At 69.1% G+C, this 24,187-nt stretch carries 24 protein-coding genes; 13 read left to right on the top strand and 11 right to left on the bottom strand.

The window, feature by feature from the left end; genetic code table 11:
• Nucleotides 1-63: 63 nt before the first annotated feature.
• Nucleotides 64-1,335, bottom strand: coding sequence for an adenylate/guanylate cyclase domain-containing protein (locus tag DOL89_RS14545; protein WP_119679797.1), 1,272 nt, complete (start codon nucleotides 1,333-1,335; stop codon nucleotides 64-66).
• A 199-nt stretch (nucleotides 1,336-1,534) separates the two neighbouring features.
• Between DOL89_RS14545 and DOL89_RS14540 the strand changes: the two genes are divergently transcribed.
• Nucleotides 1,535-2,086 (top strand): NifU family protein, encoded by a 552-nt coding sequence (locus tag DOL89_RS14540; protein ID WP_119679796.1) that lies wholly within the window; start codon nucleotides 1,535-1,537, stop codon nucleotides 2,084-2,086.
• Nucleotides 2,087-2,482: 396 nt separating this feature from the next.
• Nucleotides 2,483-3,643: a glucosaminidase domain-containing protein gene (locus tag DOL89_RS14535; protein ID WP_119679795.1), complete on the top strand. Its 1,161-nt coding sequence runs from the start codon at nucleotides 2,483-2,485 to the stop codon at nucleotides 3,641-3,643.
• Between the two features lie 76 nt (nucleotides 3,644-3,719).
• On the opposite strand, the gene DOL89_RS14530 is transcribed toward DOL89_RS14535, so the two are convergent.
• The 3 genes from DOL89_RS14530 to tsaE are packed head-to-tail and all read right to left on the bottom strand — an operon-like array spanning nucleotide 3,720 to nucleotide 5,943.
• A complete protein-coding gene (locus DOL89_RS14530; protein WP_119679794.1) occupies nucleotides 3,720-4,463 on the bottom strand; it encodes a nucleotidyltransferase family protein in 744 nt (247 codons plus the stop codon).
• The gene (locus tag DOL89_RS14525; RefSeq protein WP_119679793.1) at nucleotides 4,460-5,479 is read right to left on the bottom strand and encodes an aminoglycoside phosphotransferase family protein; all 1,020 of its coding nucleotides are present in this window, start codon (nucleotides 5,477-5,479) and stop codon (nucleotides 4,460-4,462) included. The genes DOL89_RS14530 and DOL89_RS14525 overlap by 4 nt, the downstream gene beginning before the upstream one ends.
• Nucleotides 5,476-5,943: a tRNA (adenosine(37)-N6)-threonylcarbamoyltransferase complex ATPase subunit type 1 TsaE gene (gene tsaE / locus DOL89_RS14520; RefSeq protein ID WP_119679792.1), complete on the bottom strand. Its 468-nt coding sequence runs from the start codon at nucleotides 5,941-5,943 to the stop codon at nucleotides 5,476-5,478. The genes DOL89_RS14525 and tsaE overlap by 4 nt, the downstream gene beginning before the upstream one ends.
• 161 nt (nucleotides 5,944-6,104) lie before the next feature.
• On the opposite strand from tsaE, the gene DOL89_RS14515 reads away from it, so the two are divergent.
• The 3 genes from DOL89_RS14515 to DOL89_RS14505 all read left to right on the top strand — a co-directional run bounded on the left by DOL89_RS14515 (nucleotide 6,105) and on the right by DOL89_RS14505 (nucleotide 8,060).
• On the top strand, nucleotides 6,105-7,121 hold the full coding sequence (locus DOL89_RS14515; RefSeq protein ID WP_119679791.1) for an NAD(P)/FAD-dependent oxidoreductase: 1,017 nt from the start codon (nucleotides 6,105-6,107) through the stop codon (nucleotides 7,119-7,121).
• A 73-nt stretch (nucleotides 7,122-7,194) separates the two neighbouring features.
• Nucleotides 7,195-7,554: a lipocalin-like domain-containing protein gene (locus DOL89_RS14510; protein WP_119679790.1), complete on the top strand. Its 360-nt coding sequence runs from the start codon at nucleotides 7,195-7,197 to the stop codon at nucleotides 7,552-7,554.
• Nucleotides 7,555-7,565: 11 nt separating this feature from the next.
• A complete protein-coding gene (locus DOL89_RS14505) occupies nucleotides 7,566-8,060 on the top strand; it encodes a low molecular weight protein-tyrosine-phosphatase (RefSeq protein ID WP_119679789.1) in 495 nt (164 codons plus the stop codon).
• Between the two features lie 6 nt (nucleotides 8,061-8,066).
• Here the strand turns inward: DOL89_RS14505 and DOL89_RS25385 are convergent, their stop codons facing one another.
• Nucleotides 8,067-8,714 carry a helix-turn-helix domain-containing protein gene (locus DOL89_RS25385; RefSeq protein ID WP_205574594.1) on the bottom strand — a complete coding sequence of 216 codons (648 nt, stop codon included), beginning with the start codon at nucleotides 8,712-8,714 and terminating at the stop codon, nucleotides 8,067-8,069.
• 149 nt (nucleotides 8,715-8,863) lie between these two features.
• Here DOL89_RS25385 and mutS point away from each other — a divergent pair, with 149 nt between their 5' ends.
• From mutS to DOL89_RS14480, 4 genes are all read left to right on the top strand, one after another.
• Nucleotides 8,864-11,623, top strand: a complete 2,760-nt coding sequence (gene mutS, locus DOL89_RS14495; protein ID WP_404813468.1) for a DNA mismatch repair protein MutS — start codon at nucleotides 8,864-8,866, stop codon at nucleotides 11,621-11,623.
• A 241-nt stretch (nucleotides 11,624-11,864) separates the two neighbouring features.
• Entirely contained in the window at nucleotides 11,865-12,500 is a 636-nt protein-coding gene (locus DOL89_RS14490) for an endonuclease/exonuclease/phosphatase family protein (RefSeq protein ID WP_404813467.1), read from the top strand.
• A gap of 147 nt (nucleotides 12,501-12,647) precedes the next feature.
• Nucleotides 12,648-12,872, top strand: coding sequence for a Uma2 family endonuclease (locus DOL89_RS14485; RefSeq protein WP_162937534.1), 225 nt, complete (start codon nucleotides 12,648-12,650; stop codon nucleotides 12,870-12,872).
• 45 nt (nucleotides 12,873-12,917) lie between these two features.
• The gene (locus tag DOL89_RS14480) at nucleotides 12,918-14,405 is read left to right on the top strand and encodes an amidohydrolase family protein (protein ID WP_205574593.1); all 1,488 of its coding nucleotides are present in this window, start codon (nucleotides 12,918-12,920) and stop codon (nucleotides 14,403-14,405) included.
• A 4-nt stretch (nucleotides 14,406-14,409) separates the two neighbouring features.
• Here the strand turns inward: DOL89_RS14480 and DOL89_RS14475 are convergent, their stop codons facing one another.
• On the bottom strand, nucleotides 14,410-14,733 hold the full coding sequence (locus DOL89_RS14475; protein WP_162937533.1) for a hypothetical protein: 324 nt from the start codon (nucleotides 14,731-14,733) through the stop codon (nucleotides 14,410-14,412).
• 228 nt (nucleotides 14,734-14,961) lie between these two features.
• On the opposite strand from DOL89_RS14475, the gene DOL89_RS14470 reads away from it, so the two are divergent.
• Entirely contained in the window at nucleotides 14,962-15,600 is a 639-nt protein-coding gene (locus DOL89_RS14470) for a hypothetical protein (protein ID WP_119679785.1), read from the top strand.
• Nucleotides 15,601-15,625: 25 nt separating this feature from the next.
• On the opposite strand, the gene DOL89_RS14465 is transcribed toward DOL89_RS14470, so the two are convergent.
• The 3 genes from DOL89_RS14465 to DOL89_RS14455 all read right to left on the bottom strand — a co-directional run bounded on the left by DOL89_RS14465 (nucleotide 15,626) and on the right by DOL89_RS14455 (nucleotide 19,358).
• A complete protein-coding gene (locus DOL89_RS14465; RefSeq protein WP_119679784.1) occupies nucleotides 15,626-16,102 on the bottom strand; it encodes a DUF4398 domain-containing protein in 477 nt (158 codons plus the stop codon).
• The gene (locus tag DOL89_RS14460; protein WP_162937532.1) at nucleotides 16,099-16,545 is read right to left on the bottom strand and encodes a hypothetical protein; all 447 of its coding nucleotides are present in this window, start codon (nucleotides 16,543-16,545) and stop codon (nucleotides 16,099-16,101) included. The genes DOL89_RS14465 and DOL89_RS14460 overlap by 4 nt, the downstream gene beginning before the upstream one ends.
• A 101-nt stretch (nucleotides 16,546-16,646) precedes the next feature.
• A complete protein-coding gene (locus tag DOL89_RS14455) occupies nucleotides 16,647-19,358 on the bottom strand; it encodes a cation-translocating P-type ATPase (RefSeq protein ID WP_119679782.1) in 2,712 nt (903 codons plus the stop codon).
• Between the two features lie 397 nt (nucleotides 19,359-19,755).
• On the opposite strand from DOL89_RS14455, the gene rho reads away from it, so the two are divergent.
• Nucleotides 19,756-21,021 carry a transcription termination factor Rho gene (rho, locus tag DOL89_RS14450; protein WP_119679781.1) on the top strand — a complete coding sequence of 422 codons (1,266 nt, stop codon included), beginning with the start codon at nucleotides 19,756-19,758 and terminating at the stop codon, nucleotides 21,019-21,021.
• Between the two features lie 237 nt (nucleotides 21,022-21,258).
• A complete protein-coding gene (locus DOL89_RS24955) occupies nucleotides 21,259-21,429 on the top strand; it encodes a hypothetical protein (protein ID WP_162937531.1) in 171 nt (56 codons plus the stop codon).
• Nucleotides 21,430-21,478: 49 nt separating this feature from the next.
• Here DOL89_RS24955 and DOL89_RS14445 read toward each other — a convergent pair whose 3' ends face one another.
• Together DOL89_RS14445 and rsmI are read right to left on the bottom strand one after the other, a co-directional pair.
• Nucleotides 21,479-21,868, bottom strand: coding sequence for a YraN family protein (locus tag DOL89_RS14445; RefSeq protein WP_119679780.1), 390 nt, complete (start codon nucleotides 21,866-21,868; stop codon nucleotides 21,479-21,481).
• A gap of 2 nt (nucleotides 21,869-21,870) precedes the next feature.
• Nucleotides 21,871-22,860 carry a 16S rRNA (cytidine(1402)-2'-O)-methyltransferase gene (gene rsmI / locus DOL89_RS14440; RefSeq protein WP_225889811.1) on the bottom strand — a complete coding sequence of 330 codons (990 nt, stop codon included), beginning with the start codon at nucleotides 22,858-22,860 and terminating at the stop codon, nucleotides 21,871-21,873.
• Here rsmI and DOL89_RS14435 point away from each other — a divergent pair.
• Entirely contained in the window at nucleotides 22,838-24,175 is a 1,338-nt protein-coding gene (locus tag DOL89_RS14435) for a penicillin-binding protein activator (protein ID WP_162937530.1), read from the top strand. The genes rsmI and DOL89_RS14435 overlap by 23 nt on opposite strands.
• Nucleotides 24,176-24,187: the final 12 nt, after the last annotated feature.

Genomic DNA, 24,187 nt, shown 5'->3' with positions numbered 1-24,187 from the left:
TGGTCCGGTTTCATGGCGGGCTCGCTCCTTCCACGCCGGATTGAGAATAATGGCGGAGCGCCGTTACCGCGCCCGCGCTGTTTCCGACCGGCCGAACACCTCAACCTGATAGCCCAGCCCCTTCACCGGGTACTGGCCAAGGCTGGTCAGGGCGTCGGCCCGGTCGCTGTCCGCCAGGGCCTGGGCGAATTCGGCCGAGGTCAGGAGCTGGCGGTCCAGGTTGCGGGTCAGTTCCTCCAGCCGGGTCACCAGGTTGACGGCCGGGCCGATCACGGTGAAGTCCAGCCGGTCGGTGGCCCCGATATTCCCGTACAGCACGTCGCCCAGATGCAGGGCGATGCCGGCGCCGAGCTGCGGCTGGCCCCAGGCGGCACGTTGCGCGTTGATGCGGCGCATGCCGGCGATGGCCTCCTCTGCCGCATCCAGGGCCAGGGCGCATTTGTGGCGGACCTCGCCGTCCCCCTCCCCGACGGGGAAGATGGCCAGCATGGCGTCGCCGATGAATTTCAGCACCTCGCCCCCGCGCCGCGCGACAGCGCCGCCCATAATGTCGAAATAGTTGTTCAGAAGGGCGATGAGCTGGTCGATGGGCAACCGGTCCGCCAGGCCGGTGAAGCCCCGGAGATCGCAGTACCAGAGCACGGCGGAAACGGTGAGGCCGGTGCCGCGCCGGATATCGCCGTTCAGGATGCGCTGCCCGGCCTCCCGCCCCACATAGACGTCCAGCAGGTTTGTGGTGAGCAGTCGCAGGGCCCGTACCTCCACCAAGGAGCTGAGCGCGGGCAGGATGTCGTAGAGGAGCGTCAGGTCGTCCGTGCTGAACCCCTCCCGCGCCCTGCTGGCGAAGGTCGCCACGTTGCGGCGGCCGCTGGAGAAGGTCATGGCCATGGCAGCGTAATCGGTGAAGCCCTGCTCCTTCAACTCGTCCAGGATTTCGAAGGGATAGGGCGGCGGGACGCGGCCGATGGGCACATGCACGCCTGCCGCCCCGCCCTCCGTGATGGCGGCGATGGGGCTGTTCCGGAAGGCGGGCGTCAGCTCCACCCCATGTTTGCGCTCGATCACCTCCACCGCCTGCTCGCCCGAGCGCCAGACATAGATCAGGCTGCGGATTTGCGGATGAAGAAGACGGATATGCAGGGTCATCCGATCCAGCGGGGCGCCGACATCGCGCAGATGCCCGGCCAGCAGCGTCAGCAGGTCAGACAGATTGGCCGACTCCGATCCTGCCGTCAGCAGCCAGGCCATGGCGCGGGCCGCCCGCGGCGACGGCTCGAAGACCACGCTTCCACCCGGGGTTCTGACCTCTTCGCCCTGTTCAACCGCATCGGCCATGGCGCCTGTTCCCGATCCGTCCGTCCTGCCCGGTCCGGTAACCGGGATGGCTGGCATTCCGGCCATGCCGCGGTAGGAAACTTGATCTCTGCCGGCATACTGCCCACTTTCGATGTCAACCGCCACCGCGCGCCATCGGCATCAGCTCCGCGCTTCATGCCGGCACGGGCGGCGGCAGAGACAAGAAGGTGCAGTCGCCATGTTCATTCAGACCGAAGAGACCCCGAACCCGGCCACGCTGAAGTTCCTGCCCGGCCGCGAAGTGCTGGGCCGCGGCACGGCGGATTTCGCCGACGCCGGCGGCGCCCACCGCTCCCCCCTGGCGCAGCGTCTGTTCGAGGTGGAGGGTGTCACCCGGGTCTTCCTTGGCTCCGACTTCGTCACTGTGACGAAGGAGGAAGGGCGCGACTGGTACCTGCTGAAGCCTTCCATCCTCGGCGCGATCATGGAGCATTTCGCCGCCGGCCGCCCCGTGCTGCTGGACGAGGCCGATGACGGCCATGTGGCCAGCGAGGATGATGACGAGGTCGTCGCCCAGATCAAGGAGCTGCTGGATGTGCGCGTGCGCCCGGCCGTGGCGCAGGATGGCGGCGACATCACCTTCCACGGTTTCGACAAGGGCGTGGTCTATCTCGCCATGAAGGGAGCCTGTGCCGGCTGCCCGAGCTCGACAGCTACCCTAAAGGCTGGGATTGAGAACATGTTGAGGCACTACATTCCGGAGGTTGTCGAAGTCCGGCAGATCCGGTAGTCTGCCCCCACCTACCCACTTCGGGCCTGCCATAAAGAGGCCCGATTGGGAAGGTACCGAGAGGTCGGGGATCGAAGGATCGAGGCGGAGTCCGTGCATGTCGGACCTGCCATTCACCGGTCTGACACCGGTGCGTTCATCGTTCCCTGGGATCGTACCATTAGGTCCGAACCATTGAGCAGCCGGGCAGCCGCCCATACCCTGCATGCCGCCCAACGGCAGGCAGGCCGGCGGCACCTGGGGAGGCGGCCCCGTCTTCGGGGCTGGAGCCAGGCTGCTGGGGTGAGATGGGGCGGACGACCGGACTGCGGTTCCGGCACTGGATGAAGGCAGACGGGTTCCACCCCCGGCACCGCCCGAATCCCCAGGCTTGGAATAGGGACGGAGCGTTTGCTCATGCCGATGGAGATGGAGGGCCGTAACGGCCCCCGATGGCCCACGCTCTGCGCGATTGCGCTGACTTTGCTGGTGGGCGCGCCGCTGACGATGTGGAGTGCCGCCGGAACCGGTAAGCTGCCCTTCGACCGTACGGTCAAGGCGCCGGTGGTCCGCATGGCCGATCTGGCCGCCCAGGGAACGCCCGTGGCGCCACTGGGAGAACCGGCTGAGGAGGCGGCCGTAACCGAAGTCGCCGAGGTGCGCCTTGACGCGCCCACCCTGCTGACCATGTTCCGCAGCCAGGATTACCGGATCGAGGCGGTCCGGAAGGGCGATCTTCCGGTGCCCCGCCTGCGGCTGGCCAGCATGCCGCGCGACATGGCCGACATGGTCTCCCCGGACGAGCGCAAGGACCTGTTCCTGAAGACCATGCTGCCGCTGATCCTGATGGCCAATGAGCGGATCGAGCGGGACCGGACACGGCTGCAGCGTCTGCATGCGCTGATGGAGGCCGGCTATACGCTGAGCCCGCGCGACCAGATATGGCTGTCCCGGCTGGCGGGGCGATATGGCATCGAAAACAACGGTATCGTCGACACCAAGCTGCTGCTGCGCCGGGTGGACATCGTCCCGGTCTCCCTCACGCTGGCCCAGGCGGCGGAGGAGAGCGGCTGGGGCACGTCGCGCTTCGCCCAGCAGGGCAACGCCCTGTTCGGCCAGCTCACCTGGAGCGCGCAGCACAGCGGGATCGTGCCGCGCAACCGGCAGGCCGGGGAGCGGCACCGCTTCCGCAGCTTCGAGGACCTGTCGTCCAGCGTGCAGTCCTACATGCACAACCTCAACACCCACCGCGCCTATCTGGATTTCCGCCGCCAGCGCGCCTCCATGCGCAGCAAGGGGCAGCCGGTCGACGGCTACAAGCTGGCCGCCCATATCGAGCGCTATTCGGAACGCGGGCAGGACTACATCGCCGCCCTGCGCAACCTGATCCGGGTCAACGATCTGCGCGATTTCGACCGCGCCGTGCTGCTGCGCGACGGGAAGGAGATGGTGCTGCGGGTGACGCCCGCCGATCCCGACGCCCCGGCCGAGGAGATGGAGCCCATGATGGTCTCCCTCCCGCCCGCATCCGGCGGGGAGGACACGGCGCCGGTGGAGACGGCGGACGGGGCCTATTGAAGGCGGCCCGGCGCTTCGGCATCAGCTGGGATAAGGGCGACATCGCCGCAGCAGGGGCGGGGGCGTGCCCCGCCGCTCAGGGCTCCACCCACCGCACCGCCGGCTGGCGGATCTGGGCATCGACCTGGGGGATCGCCTCCGGCGTGCCGACATGGTACCAGGGGCCGTCATGGCGCAGGCCGAACAGCCGGCCTTCCTCGGACGCCTTCTGCCAGACCGCCTTGTTGCTCAAGGGGCCGTCCGGCAGGTCCCGGAACAGCTCCGGCTTGGCGATCTGCACCCCGGCATAGACGAAGGGCGCCAACTGCCGCTCCGTCCGCCAGCTCAGCCGCCCGGCCGGGTCCATGTGAAAGTCGCCGCTGCCGTCATAGCCCACGGTCCAGACCGTGGCGGCCAGCAGCAGCAGCACATCCATCCGCTCCGGGTCCCAGTTGCGGGTCAGCCGCTCCAGCGCCGGGGTCGGCCCGTCCAGCCAGAGGATGTCCGAATTCACAGCGAAGAAAGGCTGGTCCCCCAGCAGGGGCAGGGCCCGCTTGATGCCGCCCGCCGTTTCCAGCAGCTCCGGCTCCGGGGAGATCAGGGTGACCGGACCCCTGCCGGCCTGGGCGCGCCTGTCCAGATGGGTGAGGATCTGGTCCGCCAGCCAGTGGGTGTTAACCACGGCCTGCTCCACCCCCGCCGCCTCCAGCCGGTCCAGCGCATGGTCCAGCATGGATTGCCCGCCCACCTTGACCAGCGGCTTCGGAATCCTGTCGGTGATCGGCCGCATGCGCTGGCCCAGCCCGGCGGCCAGCACCATGGCGCGGGTCGGCTTGGTCATTTCGGTTCAACTCCAAGGATACGGTCGAGTGCGTTGTCCGGCACATGGGTTTGCACCCAGCGCTTGACCGGCGCAAGCACGGGTTCGGCAAGTTTCACGTGGAACTGCCGCCATACGCGCGGCAGGAAGCGGCGTTGCGGGGCCGCCGGGTTCGCGGCCACGATCTCCGCCAGCCGGCCAAGGATGCGGGCATGGCGGATGCCGCCCATCACGGCGAAGCTGTCCAGGAAGGCCGCCCGGTCCAGATCGGGCATGGCGGCCAGGTAGCGCTCCACCATGGCCTGCTTCAGCTCCTCCGGCACATCGCGGCGGGCATCCTCCAGCAGAGACATGACGTCGTAGCTGATCGGCCCGATACCGGCATCCTGCACGTCCAGCAGCCCGCAGCGGCGGATGCCGGGCCGGCCGGGCAGGTCCATGATGTTGCCGGGAAAATAATCCCGCAGCAGCAGGCTGCCCGGCACCGCCAGCCCCGGCGTCAGCACCTCGCTCCAGGCGGCATGCAGCGCCGCCGCGGCGGCGGGGTCCAGCGGCCGGCCGGCAAGGGCGGGGACGCCCATCTCCCCGAACAGCGCGACCTCATGCAGGAACAGGGCGCGGTCAAAAGGGCGCAGGCTGGTGGAGGGATCGAAGTTCCGGTGGATGTGCACCAGCACGTCCAGCGCCAGCCGGTAGAGCGGCTCCGCCGGTTCCCCGCGGTCCAGCAGGTCGGCGAAGAGCATGCCGCCGAAATCCTCCGTGAGCGCCAGCCCGTTCTCCGCATCGGCGGCCAGGATGGCGGGGGCGGAGAGGTCCAGGGCCCGCAGCAGCCCGCAGACCCTGACGAAGGGCGCCACCTGGTGCGTCCAGGGGGCGGGGGCGTCCATCAGGATCGCGGTCCCGCCGCTCCCGTGCAGCCGCTCATAGCGCCGGGTGGACCAGTCGGCCCCCAGCGGCATGCGGCCGGCATCCCCCCAGCCGGCCTCGGCCAGGAAGGCCCGGATCAGCGGTTCCCGCTCCATCGCCGCACCGGTCATGGCGTGATCCCGTCCAGACGTTCCGCCCAGTCGCCGAAACCGGCCAGCTCGGCCCTGCGGCTCTCCGGGCCGGTGATGGCGAGGCGCAGCTCCAGCCGGGCGGGGGGGAGCAGGGGGCCCAGCCGATCCGGCCACTCCACCAGGGCAACGCCATCGGCCCGGATCTCGTCCCAGCCCAGCTCCTCCACCTCGTCCGGGCCGGACAGGCGGTAGAGGTCGAAATGCCAGAGCGGGAAGCCCGGCAGGTCGTAGGTCTGGACCAGGGTGAAGGTGGGGCTCGGCACCTCCTCCTCCGGATCGCCGGAGAGGTGGCGGATCAAGGCGCGGGAAAGGGCGGTCTTGCCGGCCCCCAGATCGCCGGTCAGCGTCACCACGTCGCGCGGGCGCAACCCGTCGCCGATACGGGCGGCCAGGGCGGCGGTCGCGGCCTCGTCGCGCAAGTCCAGGGTCAGGGTCCGGGCCATCCATGCCATCCGGTCAAGCTGAAGCCGCGCATTCTGGCGATCCGGCCTTGCCGCCGCAACCCCCGCTCGCATGGCGGCCCCGGTGCCGCTGGGGCTTGATCCAGGGGAGGATTCGGGGCAGGAAAACCCAACCCTTTCCGAACCGGTCAGCGATCAGCCCCATGTCCAGCAGCACGCACAGCACAGATGTCGTCATCATCGGCGCCGGCCCCGTCGGGCTTTTCGCCATTTTCGAATGCGGCATGCTGAAGATGAAGTGCCATGTGGTGGACGCCCTCGACATGCTGGGCGGGCAGTGCACGGCGCTCTATCCGGAAAAGCCGATCTACGACATCCCGGCGCATCCGGCGATCGATGCCGCCGACCTGATCGACCGGTTGACGGAGCAGGCGGCCCCCTTCGAGCCGACCTACCATCTGGGCCAGCAGGTCACCGGCCTGGCGCGCAACGGCGATGGCTGGCGGGTGACCACGGACAAGGGCACGGTGATCGACGCCAGGGCGGTGATGATCGCCGCCGGCGTCGGCGCCTTCGGCCCCAACAAGCCGCCGCTGGAGAATTTGGAAGCCTATGAGGGCACCGGCGTCTTCTATCTGGTGAAGCGGCGGCAGGATTTCGCCGGCAAGCGGGTGGTCATCGCCGGCGGCGGCGACAGCGCCGTGGACTGGGCCATCTCTCTGTCGGAGGTGGCGGCCAAGGTCATGGTGGTGCACCGCCGGGCCAAGTTCCGCGCCGCCCCGGAATCCGTCTCCCGCCTGGATGAGTTGGTGGCGCAAGGACGGGTGGAGATGGTGGTGCCCTACCAGCTCGCCGGGCTGGAGGGTAACGGCGGCATCCTGACCGGCGTGCGCGTCGCCGATCTGGACGGGAACGAGAAGGTGCTGGAGGCCGACGTTCTGCTGCCCTTCTTCGGGCTGGCCATGAACCTCGGCCCCATCGCGGAATGGGGCCTGAACCTGGAAAAGCACCACATCGCCGTTACCCAGCAGACCTGTGCGACCAGCGAGCCCGGCATCTTCGCCGTGGGTGACATCGCCACCTATCCCGGCAAGCTGAAGCTGATCCTCTGCGGCTTCAGCGAGGCCGCCATGGCCGCCCACGCCATCCACCCGCTGATCCACCCCGATCAGGTGCTGCATTTCGAATATTCGACCAGCAAGGGGAAGCCGGGAGCCTGAGTGCCATGTTGATGGCGGGACGGGTCCGCCGGACGGGCGGCCCGGTATGGATGGAAGAGGAAGGATATCTTGAATGATGCGCCGGATCGGCATGGCCCTGGCCCTGATGGGCACCGTTCTGCTCGGCGCCTGCGATGGCGGGTCGGACAATCCCCTGGTGGGAAGCTGGAAGATGGTGCCGGAGAAGGGCAACGCCCTCTCGGAAGGCATCGGCTTCCTGATGCAGAACCAGACCCTGATCTTCACCGAAGACAGCATGATCACGGCGGGGGAGGCCACCAGGGTCACCTATGAGGCCGAGGGGGACCGCATCGTGGTCTATCCGGAGGGAAGCTCCAACCGCGGCACGGTCTATCTGGTACTGGGGGAGGACCGCATCGCCAACGAACTGCCCATGGGTCAGCGCGTCATCTTCCAGCGGGTCGAGCAGTAAGGGGCTGGCCCATGGCGCAGCAGGACAAGGTCGGCGTGCTGTTCGTCTGCACCGGAAACATCTGCCGCTCCCCCACCGCGCACGGGCTGTTCCGCCACAAGGTGCGGGAAGCCGGCCTTGAAGACCGGGTGCGGATCGAGAGTGCGGGCACCCACGACTACCATGTCGGGGAGCCGCCGGACCGCCGCTCCATCCGCCATGCGGCAGCGCGCGGGATCGACCTCTCGGACCTCCGCGCCCGCAAGGTGGGGGCGCAGGATTTCAGCCGCTTCGACCTGATCCTGGCCATGGATCGCGGGCATCTCTCCCATCTTGCCCGCATCGGCCCGCCGGGCGCGCAGGACAAGCTTCACCTGTTCCTGGGCTTCGCCGTAGGTCCCGCCAGGGGCCGGGACGTGCCCGATCCCTATTACGGCCATGCCGACCATTTCGACGAGGTGCTGGAACTGGTGGATCAGGGGGCCGAGGGGTTGCTGGCGGAGGTCAGGCGGCGGCTCGGGGACTGAGCGCGCCTACCATTTGCGCCGGATCATGACCACGGGGCAGATCGCCTCCACCCTTTCATCGGACAGGGCCTCCGACTGTGCTTCCCCGGCCGGATCGAACCAGGTCAGCCGATGCCCATCGGGGCGATGCCCGTCGTAACGGCGCAGTGCCACCGGCCCGTCCGCACGCACCACATAGACCAGATCGCCCTCCAGCGCCCCCATGCCCTGGAAGGCGTAGCAGACGAAGCCGGCCCGCACCCCTTCCGGCAGCAGGCCGTCATCCGTCGCCAGCACGGCCAGGGGCTGCTCCGGCCGCGGGTCGGGCGGGGCGGGCAGGCGCACGCCGAGCGTCCGGGGCCGGTACCAGCCGCCCTCGGGCAGCGCCGTCAACCCGATCACGGGAAGCCCCTCGGCCGACTGGGTGGCCGCACTGCGGCGCATCTCTCCCTGGCCGGTGGCAAGCCAGTCCAGGCTGACGCCGGGACCGCGGGCCAGCCGGGCCATTACCTCGAAGGGCGGGGCGCTGCGGCCCTGGGCATAGCGGGTGATCTGGTCTGTGGAGACGCCGGCCGCCGCCGCCGCTGCCCGCCGGGTGGGATAGAGATCCAGAAGCTGGACGATGCGCTCCGCCAGCGCGTCGTTGGATTCCCCGATGGCCTCGGCCACGCTCATGCACAGTCCCCTGGAACTGCAATTGGATGCCATGGGACGCCGTACCGGCCTGTCCCGTCTGCCAGGAAGCTAGGCCGCAATCCAATGCAGGCAAGCCTTGCCGCGATGTCCCGCCCCCCGTCCCGACGGTTTGAGCGCAGGCGGCCGGGATGGTAGGGTGGCCCGCCTTTCCCGATACCGGTCCAGTTCCGCCCGTGCCCGACGCCCGCACCACCGCTGCCGATACCGCCTCCAGCACCGGCCCCGTCACGCCCATGATGGCTCAGTATCTGGAGATCAAGGGCCAGCATCCGGACAGCCTGCTGTTCTACCGGATGGGCGATTTCTACGAGCTGTTCTTCGACGACGCCGTCCAGGCCGCCGCCGCCCTGGACATCACCCTGACCCGCCGCGGCCAGCACCAGGGGGAGGATATCCCCATGTGCGGCGTGCCGGTGCACAGCCATGAGCAGTACCTGTCCCGGCTGATCCGCTGCGGCTTCCGCGTCGCCATCTGCGAGCAGACGGAGGACCCGGCGGAGGCGAAGAAGCGCGGTTCCAAATCCGTGGTGCGCCGCGATGTCATCCGCGTCGTCACCCCCGGCACCATCACCGAGGACGGGCTGCTGGACGCCCGCGCCAACAACTACCTGGCTTGCCTGGCGGAAGCGGCGGGGGAGGTGGGCATGGCCTGGCTGGACCTGTCCACGGGCGAGCTGACCCTGCAGCCGGTGGACCGCGGCGGCCTGCCCGCGGCCCTGGCCCGCCTTTCGCCCGGCGAGCTGCTGATTCCCGAGCGGTTGGCCCAGACGCCCGACCTGTTCGAGCTGTGGGCGGAGGTGAAGGACAGGCTGACGGTCCAGCCCAATGCCCGCTTCGACAGCGAGAACGGCCGCCAGCGCCTGCTGTCCCTGTTCGGCGTCGGCACGCTGGACGCCTTCGGCGAGTTCACGCGGGCGGAGGTGGCCGCGGCCGGCGCGCTGGTCGATTATGTGGAGCTGACCCAGAAGGGCAGGCTGCCCCGCCTGGACACGCCGAAGCGCCTGGCCGGCGGGGAGGTGATGGAGATCGATCCCGCCACCCGCCGCAACCTGGAACTGGCCCGCACCCTGACGGGGGATCGCAAGGGCAGCCTGCTGGCCTCCATCGACCGCACCGTGACCGGCGGCGGCGCCCGCCTGCTCTCCGCCTGGCTGGCCGCCCCGCTCACCGATCCCGGCGCCATCGCCGGCCGGCTGGACATGGTGGCCTTCTTCGCCGGCGAGACGCATCTGCGCCTGGATGTGCGGGAGGATCTGAAGCGCTGCCCGGATGTGGAGCGCGCCCTGTCCCGCCTGTCGCTGGGGCGGGGCAGCCCGCGCGATCTGGCGGCGGTGCGCGACGGGCTGCTGGCGGCGGCCACCCTGCGCGGCCGGCTGCGGGGAGAGGGGCTGTCCACTTTGCCGGGCGGCCTGACCGGCCTTGCCCGCGAGCTGGGCGACCATGAGGATCTGATCCGCCACCTGACGGAAGCGCTGGGGCCGGACCTGCCGCTGCTCGCCCGCGACGGCGGCTTCATCGCCCGCGGCTTCAGCGCCGGGCTGGATGAGCTGCGCGACCTCCGCGACGACAGCCGCCGCCACATCGCCAACCTCCAGGCCCGCTATGCCGAGCAGACCGGGATCGGCACGCTGAAGATCAAGCACAATAATGTGCTGGGCTATTTCATCGAGGTCACCGCCACCCACGCCGACAAGCTGATGTCCGGCGCCAACCGGGAGCAGTACATCCACCGCCAGACCATGGCCGGAGCCGTGCGCTTCACCACGGTGGAGCTGTCGGAGCTGGAGCGCAAGGTGGCGGAGGCCGGGGACCGGTCCCTGGCGCTGGAGCTGGAGCTGTTCGAGAAGCTGGTGCGCGCCGTGCTGGACCAGGCCGATGGGGTGGCGCTGGCGGCCCGCGCTTTGGCCGGGCTGGATGTGGTGTCCTCGCTGGCAGAGCTGGCGGCGACCCGCGACTGGACCCGGCCGGAGGTGGACTCCAGCCTGGAATTCCGGATCGAGGGCGGCCGCCATCCGGTGGTGGAGGAGGCGCTGAGTGTCGCCGCCGACGCCCAGAGTTTCGTCGCCAACGATTGCGACCTGTCGCCGGCGCAGCGGCTCTGGCTGCTGACCGGCCCGAACATGGCCGGTAAATCCACCTTCCTGCGCCAGAACGCCCTGATCGCCGTGCTGGCCCAGATGGGCAGCTTCGTGCCGGCCCGCCGCGCCCGCATCGGCGTCGTCGACCGGCTGTTCAGCCGCGTCGGTGCGGCCGACGACCTGGCCCGCGGCCGCTCCACCTTCATGGTGGAGATGGTGGAGACGGCGGCGATCCTGAACCAGGCCACATCCCGGTCGCTGGTGATCCTGGATGAGATCGGGCGCGGCACCGCCACCTTCGACGGGCTGTCCATCGCCTGGGCCTGTGTGGAGCACCTGCACGAGGCGACCCGCTGCCGCGGCCTGTTCGCCACCCACTATCACGAGCTGACCACGCTGGCCGGCAAGCTCCCGGCCTTGAGCCCGCATACCATGCGGATCAAGGAGTGGAAGGGGGAGGTGGTGTTCCTGCACGAGGTGGCGGCGGGATCGGCCGACCGCAGCTACGGCATCCACGTGGCCCGTCTGGCCGGCCTGCCGAAGCCGGTCGTTTCGCGGGCGGAACAGGTTCTGGAGGTGCTGGAGAAGGGCGATCAGGCCGGCGCCGTCTCCCGCCTTGCCGAAGATTTGCCCCTGTTCAGCGCCTTGCTGAACCGCCCGCCCCCGCGTAGCGCCCAGCCTGTTGCGGACCCGGAACCGTCCCCGGTGGAAGAGGCGTTGAAGGCCGTCAACCCCGACGACCTGTCCCCGAAACAGGCGCTGGAGGAGCTGTACCGGCTGCGGGCCCTCGCTCTTGGCGGCCGGGGATGACCTGTTGGCGGGTTGCGCCTGCCCCTGCCCAGAGTTGTCGGTGACCTGCACGCAGGGAGGTATATGAAAGTTTCATATCCCGGTTGCGTATGCAGATTGACAAGCACTCGCCAGATCGGATGATGCAGTCTACCTGAATTAGCCCCGACGGCTGATCGCATCATTCGAGATGGAGAGTCATATGCCCCGCGTAGTCTCCTGGAACATGCTTGGTGGCGGCAACTGGACCTATATGAGGCAGATGCTGACCGCCACCGATCCCGACGTGCTGTGCGTCCAGGAATGCGGGCAGGCTCTCTACAACTTCACGCCGACCGGTGTCGCCGGGGTGCAGCAGGCGCTCGTCAACTTCGGGACCGCAGACAGTCCCCTTGTCTACGAAATCTATCATTGGGCGAACCCCAGCACGCAGTACAGTCTGGCGATCCTCACCCGGATAACGCCCACCAATCTGTTCCTGAATGCCGCTCCCGCCATTGCAGGCGTAGGCGCCGGGGCTCTTCGACCGATCCTGGGTATTGGAGTCAATCTGGCCGGAGCCAACTGGACCATCGGCAACCTGCATGCCCCGTCGGTCTTCAGTGCGACCGGGCCGCAGATCGTGGCATATGGTCAGGCGGCCTATGCCGGCGTTGCTGCTGCAGCCCCGATGGGCGCGCCTTGGGCCTGCCTTGGGGACTGGAACACCAGTTCCGCAGCGCTTCTGGCAGGCATCGCGGGCAATGCGGCGGTCAATGCGCCTTATGCCACCCACCAGGGCGGCTATGCCATCGACTATCTGGTGACCACCAATCCGATGCCGGCGGCCATCAATCCCGTTGGTTACAGCAACTTGCCTTTTGCTGCGGACCACGTGCCTGTCGCTTTCCAGTGGTGACAGGCATCCGGCCGGCGTCGGAGCCGTAGTGGCGGTTCTGACGCCGGCTTCGGCGGAGAGCGTCGGCATGCTACGCTGGCTCTGTTCCTGGGACCGGATCGGGGCTGGCGATGCGCAAGGCGGACAAGCGGGTGCTGGTCGGCGTTGGTGAGTTCATCGCCTGGGAAGACCAACAGCAGGAAGAAGCGCGCGGACTACGCCCTGATCCCATCGGTTCAGTACATCCTGCTGGTCGATGTGGAGGAGCGCCGGGTGGAGCTGGACCGGCGGGAGGGGGAGGATTGGATCAGGGAGACCCTGACCGACGAGGGAGAGCTTGACCTTACCCGCCTGGATGTCACCCTGGACATGGACGACATCTACGCCGGCTGAAACCGCGGGAACGGCGGGCCGGCTCCAGGGAGAGGATGCCTGCCCATGACCATGCCCAGCAGCCAGTTCGACCCGGACGGCGCCCGCCTGCCGGTCAAGATCGATACCACGACGAACGGGGAGTTCGCCCCCATCGCCCTGCCGCCCCACATCGTCAAGGCGGTGGAGGAGGCGCACCGGGCGGCGGGAGAGAATGCGCGGCGGCTGAACCTGCCGCGTCGCCGCTTCCTGACCGGCGCCTGCGGGGCGGCGACCACGCTGCTGGCGCTGAACCGGGCCCATGCCGCGGCCGGACGCACCGGCGGCTGGTTCGACCTGCCGAATGAGGCCGGGCTGGATGCCCAGGTCGCCGAGGCGGCGCTGGCCAAGCGGGAATTCATCTTCGACGTCCAGGGCCACCATGTGAACCCCACCGGCGCCTGGATCGGCAAGCTGCCGGAGGGGGCGCGCCCGCTCGCCTCCCTGCCCAATGCCGGCTGCGACGCTGCGACGGGGGAGGCGCTGGACTATCTGCGCTGCTTCAATGCCGACCGGTTCGTGAAGGACATCTTCCTCGATTCGGACACGGACATGATGGTGCTGAGCTTCGTGCCGGCCCCCTATGACCGCCAGCCCCTGACCATGGAGGAGGCGGCGGCTACGCGCGCCCTGGTCAAGGCCTTGGACGGCACCGACCGGCTGCTGCTGCACTGTCCCATCAATCCCAACGTGCCCGACGGGCTGAAGCCCATGGAATCCGCCCTGGCGGAATATCCTATCGCTGCCTGGAAGACCTATACCCAGTTCGGGCCGCAGGGACCGGCCAGCGGCTTCCGGCTGGACAGCCCCGTTGGTCAGGCCTTCATCGACGAGGCGAAGCGGCTCGGCGTGCCGCTGATCGCCATCCACAAGGGCATCCCCTTCAGCGACCAGGGCTATGAATTCTCCACCTGCGCCGATGTGGGACCGGCGGCGGCGGCGAACCCGGATGTCCGCTTCCTGATCTACCATGCCGGCTACGACCCCGACATCGAGGAGGGGCCGTACGATCCCGGCAACCGCGGCGGCATCGACACGCTGGTGCGCAGCCTGGAACAGGCCGGGATCGGCCCCGGCGGCAACGTCCATGCGGAATTGGGAAGCACCTGGCGCTTCCTGATGCTGCGCGACCCGACCCAGGCGGCCCACGGCATCGGCAAGCTGCTGAAGGCGGTCGGGCCGGACAATCTCCTCTGGGGCACGGACAGCATCTGGTACGGCAGCCCGCAGGACCAGATCCAGGCCTTCCGCGCCTTCCAGATCGCCCCGGAGCTGCGGGAGAAGTACGGTTATCCCGAGCTGACGCCGGAGCTGAAGGCCAGAATATTCGGGCTGAACGGGCTGAAGGTCTACGGGCTGGATGGGCCGCGTTTCCTGAAGCGGGCGGAGAACGACACGGTGCAGCGCATCCGCCACGCCTACCGCGACAATCCCGACCCGGCGTTCGAGACCTACGGGCCGAAGACGAGGCGAGAATTCCTGGCGTTCCAGCGCCTGCACGGCCAAGGCCACTGAAAGGCTACAGGGCGGGCCGGCGTTCCTCCGCATCCTGCTGGGCGCGGATCCAGGCATCCAGCGTGCGCTTCAGCCGGGCCGCGGCCTCGCGCTGAAGCTCCAGCCGGAAGGCCGCGTCGGCGTCGAACAGCGCCAGCACCTCCGCATGCTCCCGCAGGCAGGCCTCGTACATGTCCAGCGCCTCGCGGGACCGGCTCATGAACTCCGCATCCGCCGTGCTCGGACCGGCCAACTCCGGCACCGGGCAGATGCCGGCGGCTGCCGCAGGGCTGGCGGCAAGAAGCTGCCATGTGAGCAGCACAAAAAGGCAATTTCTTGGAATCTTCATGATGGGCATTCTAATGCGGAGCGGAGTGCCCAGACTCCTGTTCCTTGGGTGAGGACAGCGGCGCGTGCCGGGAATTGATTGCGCGGACGGGCGTTACGGCCGGTGATTATTGGTTCTCAAGGGTTAGTTCCCTTCCTTCTACTGGCCAAAACCGCCACTTTTGAGCGCTTGCCGCAGCGCACAACACCGGTAACGGTGCCGCGATGAGGAAAAGGAGCAGAAGAACCCATGCGGACATGCAAGGCCGTGTGCGCCCGGACACTGGGCTTGGCCCTGACCTGTCTCGCGGCGCTTGTCGTCTCCCCCGCCCTGGCGCAGACCGGGCCGTCGGGGCAGGGAATGGGCTCCGCCGCGGGCGGACCCGTGCGTCTGGGGCCGCCTGCCGCGCCTGCCGCGGAAAATGCGCCGGCCGTCCAGCCGCAGCCCGATCCCTATGGCACCCGATCCCAGTCCGCCGCCATCCCGTCCCCGGATCTGACCGTTCCGCAGGATGACCGGGAACGCTCCAGCGGCGCGGCTCCGCCGGGTGCGCGGCAACCGGCCCAGCCTTCGCTGCTTCCGCCGGGCACGCTGGGGCAGGTTCAGGCCGATTACGAGGTGCATGGGGAGCTGGTGCTGGTCTCCGGCCAGTTGCAGGGCTTCAATGAGACCTGCGGCTTCGGCCGTCGTCCCGACCGGGAAGAGCTGCTGCAATGGTATGAGCACTACGACCTGGCCCGGAACATGTCGCGCATCCGCGGCATCTGGGAGCTGGGGGTGGAGTTGGGGCGCGAGGGCCCGTGCACGGTGGAGCAGCATCAGGCCCTGGTCGGCTATTGGGAATCCCTGCTGACCCGCACCCGCACCTACGTGCAGAACTACCGCTGACGGCGGAGCTGGAGGCGATCCGCCGTTACTGCGGCTCGCCTTCATTCAGCTCCGGTCCTGGCGGCAGCGCGCTCGCCTCGTCTCCGGTCGGGGCCTCGCCTTGCGCGGCACCCAGTTCACGCTGGCGGGCGCGGCCCAGGATGCTGCGCCGTTCCTCCAGCAACTGGTCGCGCTCCGCCCGCGACGCGGCCGTCTGCCCCTCCGCGCGGGCGGTGGCGAGGCGGATCTCCGCCAGGGCGGTGAGATGGCGGAGTTCCTCGATCTCCACATCGCCCAGTGCGCCCTCCGCCCGGGACAGGGCCACCTCCACCTCCGCGAAGCTCGTGGGAGCCAGGGACGGCAGGTTGGTCTGGCGGAGCTTCTGCACCTCCGCACGCAGATCGTTCAGGGGCTGATAGCTGTCCGGTTTCGAGGAACAGGCGGTAACCAGCAGCGCCGCGGCGAACCCGACGGCCAGAAAGGGCTTGTGACGGGCGGAATGGTCCGGGAACAGGCGGATCATGGCTGCACTCCTCCGGCCGAGCCGCGGGATGGGGGCTGTACGGGGGGCTGGGCCGCAGGCTGTTGGATCGCCGGCGTCGGCGGCTGGGGCCGTCCAAGCCCCACCTCTTCGCGCAGGCGGACGATGGTGGAATGCACCGTGTCCCGCTCCACCCGCGCCGCGTCGGCGGCGAACATGGCTTCCACCAGGCGCAGGGTCGCCAGCGCCTCTTCCGCATAGAATTGGGCCTGCCGCCGTTCCCCACGTTCCCAGGCCACATCGGCCATGGCGACCAGCCGGTCGAGATGGGTCAGTTGCGGGCCGGCGATCTGAGCGGCCCTGACCCGGTCCAGGCTTTCCTGGGCGGTTCGGGCAGCGGTCAGGCTGGCAGGGGTCGGGCCGGGGCTACTGCTGGAACACGCTGCGATCAGGCAGCACAGAAGCCCCAGCAGGATCGCACGCATGCGGAAATAAGCTGGGTTCGGCATGCCGAACGAACGTGGATGCCGCCTCATCTGTTCCGCGGGCCGGTCCGCAAAGAAGGGGTAGTAGGTCCGGGCTGGACTCACCCTCCGGTCCGTGCCCGGCGGGCAGCACCGCTCAACAGCCGCTTCTCGCCCTCCACCACCAGGAACAGCAGCAATGCCAGCCCGGCCAGCCACAGCCAGTCCAGGGGCCGGGCCGGCACCGTGTCGAACAGGGTCTGGAGGGGCGGGGCGTAGGTGAAAGCCAGTTGCAGCACGATGATCCCCGCCGCGGCCTGGAGCGCCAGCCGGTTGCCCAACAGCACGCCCATACGCAGCGCGCTGCCGTAAAGGGCGCGGCAGTTGAACAGATAGGCCACCTCGAACAGGACAATGGCGTTCACCACCAGGGTCCGCGCTTCCTCCACCGCCCGGCCGTCATCCATGGCGCGGGCGAAGATGAAGGCCGCCCCGGCCACCATCAGGCCGGAGACGAACAGCACCCGCCAGACCAGGAACGGGGTCAGCAGCGGCGTGCCGGGCAGGCGGGGCGGGCGGCGCATCAGGTCGGCCTCGGCCGGGTCGAAGGCCAGGCTGATGGACAGGGTCACCGCCGTCACCATGTTGACCCACAGAATCTGGGTGGGCGTGATCGGCATCATGGTGCCCAGCAGCACCGCCAACACGATCACCCCCGCCTGTCCGAAGCTGGTGGGCAGAATGTAAATCAGGGCCTTGCGCAGATTGTCATAGACGGTGCGGCCTTCCTCCACCGCATGGACGATGGTGGCGAAATTGTCGTCGGCCAGAACCATGTCGGATGCCTCCTTCGCGGCCTCCGTGCCCTTCGCCCCCATGGCGACGCCGACATCCGCCCGCTTCAGGGCCGGGGCGTCGTTCACCCCGTCGCCGGTCATGGCGATGATGCGCCCGCCCCGGCGCAGCGCCTCCACCAGCTTGATCTTGTGTTCCGGCGTGGCGCGGGCGAAGACGGCGTTCTCCTCCGCCGCACGGGCCAGGGCGGCATCGTCCATCCGGTCCAGCTCCGGCCCCGTCACCACCCCGCCGGTCAGCCCGACCGCCTCCCCGATGGCTTTGGCGGTGGCGCCGTGATCGCCGGTGATCATCTTCACCTCGATGCCGGCCTCCCGGCACCGGGCCACGGCCAGCACCGCCTCCTCCCGCGGGGGATCGATCAGCCCGACCAGCCCCAGGAGGACCAGCCCCTCATCCAGCTCCGCCGGGTCCAGCCCTGCGGCGTCATGCATGAGCTTGCAGGCCACGGCGATCAGCCGCCGTCCCTCCGCCGCCTCCCCATGCACGGCGTCCAGCCAGCGCTGCCGGTCCAGCGGACGGGGGCCGTCGGCGTGCATCTCGGCCGCGCAGCGCCGCAGCAACGCTTCCGGCGCGCCCTTCACATAGGCCACGGAATGGCCGTCGGGCGTACCGTTCAGCGTCGCCATATAGGCCCGGTCGCTCTCGAACGGGACGGCATCGAGCTGGGGATAGGCCGCCAGGACGGGCCGCCGCTCCATGCCCAGCTTCCCGGCGAAGGCCAGCATGGCCCCGTCCACCGGGTCGCCCTCCACGCCCCAGCCATCATCCCCCTGGAAGATGCGGGCGTCGTTGCACAGCAGGACGGCGCGGGCGAGTTCGGTCAGCAGCGGGTCGTCGATGGCTGTGCCGCCGCCATCCAGCACCGCACCCGTCGGGGCATAGCCGGTGCCCTCCACCGCATAGCTCTTCACGGCCGTCCGGGCGGAGCGGACGGTCATCTCGTTGCGGGTCAGGGTGCCGGTCTTGTCGGTGCAGATCACGCTGACCGCCCCCAGCGTCTCCACCGCCGGCAGGCGGCGGATGATGGCCTTGCGCCGGGCCATGCGGGTGACGCCGATGGCCAGCGTGATGGTCATGATGGCGGGCAGCCCTTCCGGGATCGCGGCGATGGCCAGCCCGACGGCGGCCCCGAACATCTCCTCCGCCGTATAGCCGCGGAACAGCACCCCGACCGCGAAGGTCGCGGCCCCCAGTCCCAGGATCGCGGCGGTCAGCCAGCGCCCGAACGCGCCGAGCTGGGCCATCAGCGGCGTCTCGCCCTGCTCCGTCCGTGCCAGCAGCGCGCCGATGCGGCCGATCTCCGTGGCGTCGCCCGTGGCCACCACCACCCCGACCGCCTGTCCCCGCGCCACCAGCGTGCCGGAATAGAGGCTGGAGCGGCGGTCGCCCAGAGCGGCATCCTCCGCCACCGGGTCGGTGTGCTTGCCCACAGGCAGGCTCTCGCCGGTCAGGGCCGCCTCCTGCACCTGGAGCCCACGCGCCTCCACCACCCGCAGGTCGGCCGGCACCTTGTCGCCGGAGGCGAGGTGGACCACGTCGCCGGGTACGAGATGCTCCGCCGGGATGGGCTGGCGCGCGCCCTGGCGCACCACGCTGGCCTGGGGGCTCAGCATGTTGCGGATGGCCTCCATGGCCTTCTCCGCCTTGCCCTCCTGGATGAAGCCGATGGCGGCGTTGATCAGGACGACGCCCGCCACCACCGCCGCATCCACCCAGTCGCCCAGCATCGCCATCACCACGGCCGCCGCCACCAGGATCAGGATCAGCGCGCTGGCGAACTGGCGCAGGAAGCGCCGCAGGGACGAGACAGGGGCCGGCGGAGTCAGCCGGTTCGGCCCGTGCCGTTCCAGCCTCCGGGCCGCCTCCTCCGGATGCAGCCCCTCCGGTCCGCTGTCGAGCTGGCGGTAGACATCGTCCCGGTGCAGGGCATGCCAGGGGGCGGGCTCCGTCTTCGGCGCAGGGTTCAGGCTGTCCATGGCAAGGGCTCCGCGGTCTTCCGGTCGATCTTCCTCGTTTCTAGACGGCTGCGGGCGGGCCCGCATTGATCCGGCTCAAATCATGCTCCCTCCGATCCGTTTTCCGGCGAAAGCATCGGTTTGCCGGGAATTGGGACGTGTTGCTTTTGTTTTTGACTTGGATTGGAAGCTGGGGTAACCATCTGCATGGCTACAGGCCCGTTCCTACCGAGAGTCTAACGCACTCTCCGGCGCCCTTCCCAGGGGCGGCGTTACCGAGGCCTGATCACCGACACCTTCGCTGACCTGCTCCGCCGGATCATAGCCGGTTCGATCGGGTCCAGCCCGCCCCGGACCCGGCCAGGGTCCAACCCACCTGCCACCCTCCCGCATTGCCCAACCGTACTACCGGACCCCGATGAATCTTCAGGACCTGAAGGCCAAGACGCCCGCCGAGCTTCTCGCATTCGCGGAGGAGCTCCAGATCGAGAATGCCGGCACCCTGCGCAAGCAGGACATGATGTTCGCGATTCTCAAGCAGCTCGCCGACAACGACGTTCCCATCTATGGGGAAGGCGTGCTGGAGGTCCTGTCCGACGGCTTCGGCTTCCTCCGCGCGCCGGAGAGCAACTATCTGCCGGGCCCCGACGACATCTATGTCTCCCCCAGCCAGGTGCGCCGCTTCGGCCTGCGCACCGGCGACACGGTGGAAGGCCAGATCCGCGCGCCCAAGGATGGGGAGCGGTACTTCGCCCTGCTGAAGGTCAACTCCATCAACTTCGACGCGCCGGAGAAGGTGCGGCACCGGATCAACTTCGACAACCTGACGCCGCTCTACCCGGATGAGCGGCTGAAGCTGGAGGTCGAGGTCGATCCCACGGCCAAGAAGAAGGACATGACCACCCGGGTCATCGACCTGGTGGCCCCGCTGGGCAAGGGCCAGCGCGCCCTGATCGTCGCTCCGCCGCGCACGGGCAAGACCGTGATGCTGCAGAACATCGCCCACTCCATCGCCACCAACCATCCCGAGGTCTATCTGATCGTGCTGCTCATCGACGAGCGGCCGGAAGAGGTGACCGACATGGCCCGCTCCGTCCGGGGCGAGGTCATCAGCTCCACCTTCGACGAGCCGGCGACCCGGCACGTCCAGGTGACGGAGATGGTGCTGGAGAAGGCGAAGCGGCTGGTCGAGCACAAGCGCGACGTCGTGATCCTGCTGGACAGCATCACCCGCCTCGGCCGCGCCTACAACACGGTGGTGCCGTCGTCCGGCAAGGTGCTGACCGGCGGTGTCGACGCCAACGCCCTGCAGCGGCCGAAGCGCTTCTTCGGTGCCGCCCGCAACATCGAGGAGGGCGGAAGCCTGACCATCATCGCCACGGCGCTGATCGATACCGGCAGCCGCATGGACGAGGTGATCTTCGAAGAGTTCAAGGGCACCGGCAACAGCGAGATCGTGCTGGACCGCAAGCTGTCCGACAAGCGCGTCTTCCCGGCCATCGACATCCAGAAGTCGGGCACCCGCAAGGAGGAGCTGCTGGTGGACCGCGGCGCCATGGCGAAGATGTGGATCCTGCGCCGCATCCTGAACCCGATGGGCACCCAGGACGCCGTGGAATTCCTGGTCGACAAGCTGAAATCCTCGAAGACCAACAACGAGTTCTTCGACAGCATGAACCAGTAGCCCGATCCCGAACGATCAGGCGGAAATGCAGGCGCCCCGGACCATCCGTCCGGGGCGTTTCTGTTTCAATGCTGCCCGGCGGAGGTACTTCTGTGGCCGCATCCCGAAAAGGACTCCGTCCGGACATGTGCCTGTAATCCAGGTGGAGCATTAATCGCTCGCCGCTCCGACGGGCGGCAGGACCGTTCGGACGCCTGCGTCAAGACGGGCGCCGATTTTCTGTGAGGAAGCATTGCCATGAGCGAGCACATCCGCGAGCCGAAGCTGCACGAATTGCTGGACGATCCCCTGGTGCGTCTGGTGATGGCCCGCGACGGGCTGTCGCCTGACGAGGTGCGCCGCGTGGTCGAAGCCACCTCCGACCGCCTCTCCCGCCGGCGGCGGGAGGAGATGCGGACCGCCGCCTGAATCAGAATGAATGCCCCTCTCCCCGCGGGGGAGAGGGGGCCGGACACCCTCAAGGTCGCCAGTAATCCTCCAGATGCAGGGGCCAGCGCCCCGGCAGCACGATCATCAGGTCGAAGCGGGGCGTATGATCCCGCACGCCTCGGCGGGCCGCCTGCACCTGCCCCGCGGCCCGCGCCAGCCGCTGCCAGCTCGACCGGCCGACGGCGGCATGGGCCAGCTCCTCCCGGCTGCGGGCCTTGACCTCCACCACGGCCAGTACGGGGCCGAACCGGGTGCGCCGGGCGGCCAGTATGTCGATCTCCCCCGCCGGAACCCGCACCCGCGAGCCCAGGATACGATAGCCCTTCAGCCACAAGGCCAGCCGGCAGAGCCATTCCGCCCGCCGCCCCAGCCCTTCGGCCCGTTCCCGGTCGCGCCTGCTGCGGGCGGGAGCGGCCATCTCTATTCCTTCGACAGCTCGAGCGCCCTGGCATAGACCGCCTTTTTGGGCTGCCCGGTCACGGTGGCCACATGGGCGGCGGCGTCGCGCACGGACATGCTGGCCAGGGCATCGCGCAGCAGCCGGTCCATGTCGGCGGCATCGGCCTCCGCCTCTCCCTCCGGCGGGGGGCCGATCACCACCACCACCTCGCCCTTGGGCGGGCCGGCCTCGCGGTAATGGGCGGCCAGGTCCGGCAGGGTGCCGCGCCGCACCTCCTCGAACATCTTGGTCAGCTCCCGCGCCACCGCCGCCTCGCGGCCGCCCAGCACCTCGGCGGCGTCCTGGAGCAGGTCCTCCAGCCGCTGCGCGCTCTCATACAGGATCAGCGTAGCCTTGACCGGCCTCAGCCCTTCCAGCTCCGCCCGCCGCGCCCCCTGCTTGTTGGGCAGGAAGCCCGTGAACAGGAAGCGGTCGCTGGGCAGGCCGGACAGCACCAGGGCGGTCAAAGCGGCGCTGGCCCCCGGCAGATGGGTGACCGGCAGGCCCTGGGCCGCCGCGTCGCGCACCAGCTTGTAGCCGGGGTCGGACACCAGCGGCGTGCCGGCGTCGGACACCAGCGCGATGGCCTCCCCCGCCGCGATGCGGGACAGGATCTGCGGCCGCATCTTCGCCGCGTTGTGATCGTGGTATGGAACCAGCCGGGTGCGCACGCCGTATCGCTGCATCAGCTTGCCGGTGACGCGTGTATCCTCGCAGGCGATGGTGTCGACGCCCTTCAGCGTCTCCAGCGCCCGCAACGTGATGTCGCCGGCATTGCCGATGGGGGTCGCGACGATGTACAGGCCGGGGGACGGTTTACGTGCGGCGGCGGTGCCGTTAGGCTCCGGCGCATCGGTGGTATCATCCGCCCGATCGTCCGGATCGGCGGTTCCCGGAATGTTGCTTGAACAGGTCGGGCCGTCCCGGTCCGGGGGAGTTGAAGGAGCCATGGCGGAGATGACGATGTCCAAGGGTACGGGTGCGGCACGGATGCGCCTTCTGGCGGGGGCGCTTGCGCTCACGGGGCTGCTGGGCGCTTGCTCCAGCGGGTCCAACGTACCGGCCCCGGCCCCGACGCCGCAAGTCCCGCCGCAGGTCCAGCTTCCGGAGCCTGCTCAACCGGTTCCCGTGGAAGACGGAAAGATCAGGGTGGCGCTGCTGGTGCCGCTGTCCGGACCGGGGGCCGTGGTCGGCCAGTCCATGCTGGATGCCGCGCAGATGGCCCTGTTCGACGTGGCGGACGACCGTATCCTGCTGCTGCCCCGCGACACCGGCGGAAATGCCGGGGGTGCGACCGCCGCGGCCGGCGACGTGCTGGAGAAGGGGGCGGACCTGATCCTCGGCCCCCTGTTCAGCCCCGATGCCGCCGCCGTGAAGCCGATGGCGGCCTCCGCCGGGGTGCCGGTCCTGGCCTTCTCCAATGACTGGAACATCGCCGGCGGCGGACTCTGGGTGCTTGGCCTCCAGCCGCAGGAGCAGGTGGCGCGCGTCGTCGGCTATGCGGCGGCGCAGGGCTATTCCACATTCGGCGTCCTGGCCCCCACCACGCCACACGGTCAGGCCGTGGTGGACAGCCTGACCCAGACCGTCGCCCGCACTGGCGGCGAGGTCACGAAGGTGGAGCGCTACACCCCCGGCCAGACCGACGTGACGGAGGTGGTGAAGCGCCTGTCCGACTTCGACCAGCGCCGCCAGGCGCTGGAGGAGGAGCGGGCGAAGCTGGCCCAGCTGGCGGAACAGGGCGACGGGGCGGCCAAGCAGGCCTTGCGCCGGCTGCAGAACGCAGAGACCTTCGGGGACCTGCCCTTCCGCGCCGTGATGCTGGCGGAAGGCGGTCAGTCCCTGCGGGAGCTTGCGGCCCTGTTCCCCTTCTTCGACGTGGACCCCGGCCCGGTGAAGTTCCTGGGCACCGGCCAGTGGGATGAGCCCGATCTCGGGCGGGAACCGGCGCTGGTCGGCGGCTGGTTCGCCGCCCCGCCGCCGAGCGCCAGGGCCGATTTCGAGAAGCGGTACGAGCAGATCTACGGGCAGCGCCCGCACCGGCTGGCCACGCTGGCCTACGACGCCACGGCCCTTGCCTCCGTCCTGGCCCGCGGCAGCATGGACGACCGCCCGTTCGAACCGCACGACCTGACCAACCCGAACGGCTTCGCCGGTATGGACGGCATCTTCCGCCTGATGCCGGAGGGCATCACCGAGCGGGCCCTGGCGGTGATGGAGGTGACGCGCAACGGTTCGGTCGTCATCGATCCCGCCCGCGAGACCTTCGAGACCCAGGCGTTCTGATTTACGGCCAGA

The organism is Indioceanicola profundi, from assembly GCF_003568845.1.
GTDB lineage: Bacteria > Pseudomonadota > Alphaproteobacteria > Azospirillales > Azospirillaceae > Indioceanicola > Indioceanicola profundi.
Note: the sequence above shows the minus strand (reverse complement) of the source record. Positions and strands in the feature narration are given on the sequence as shown.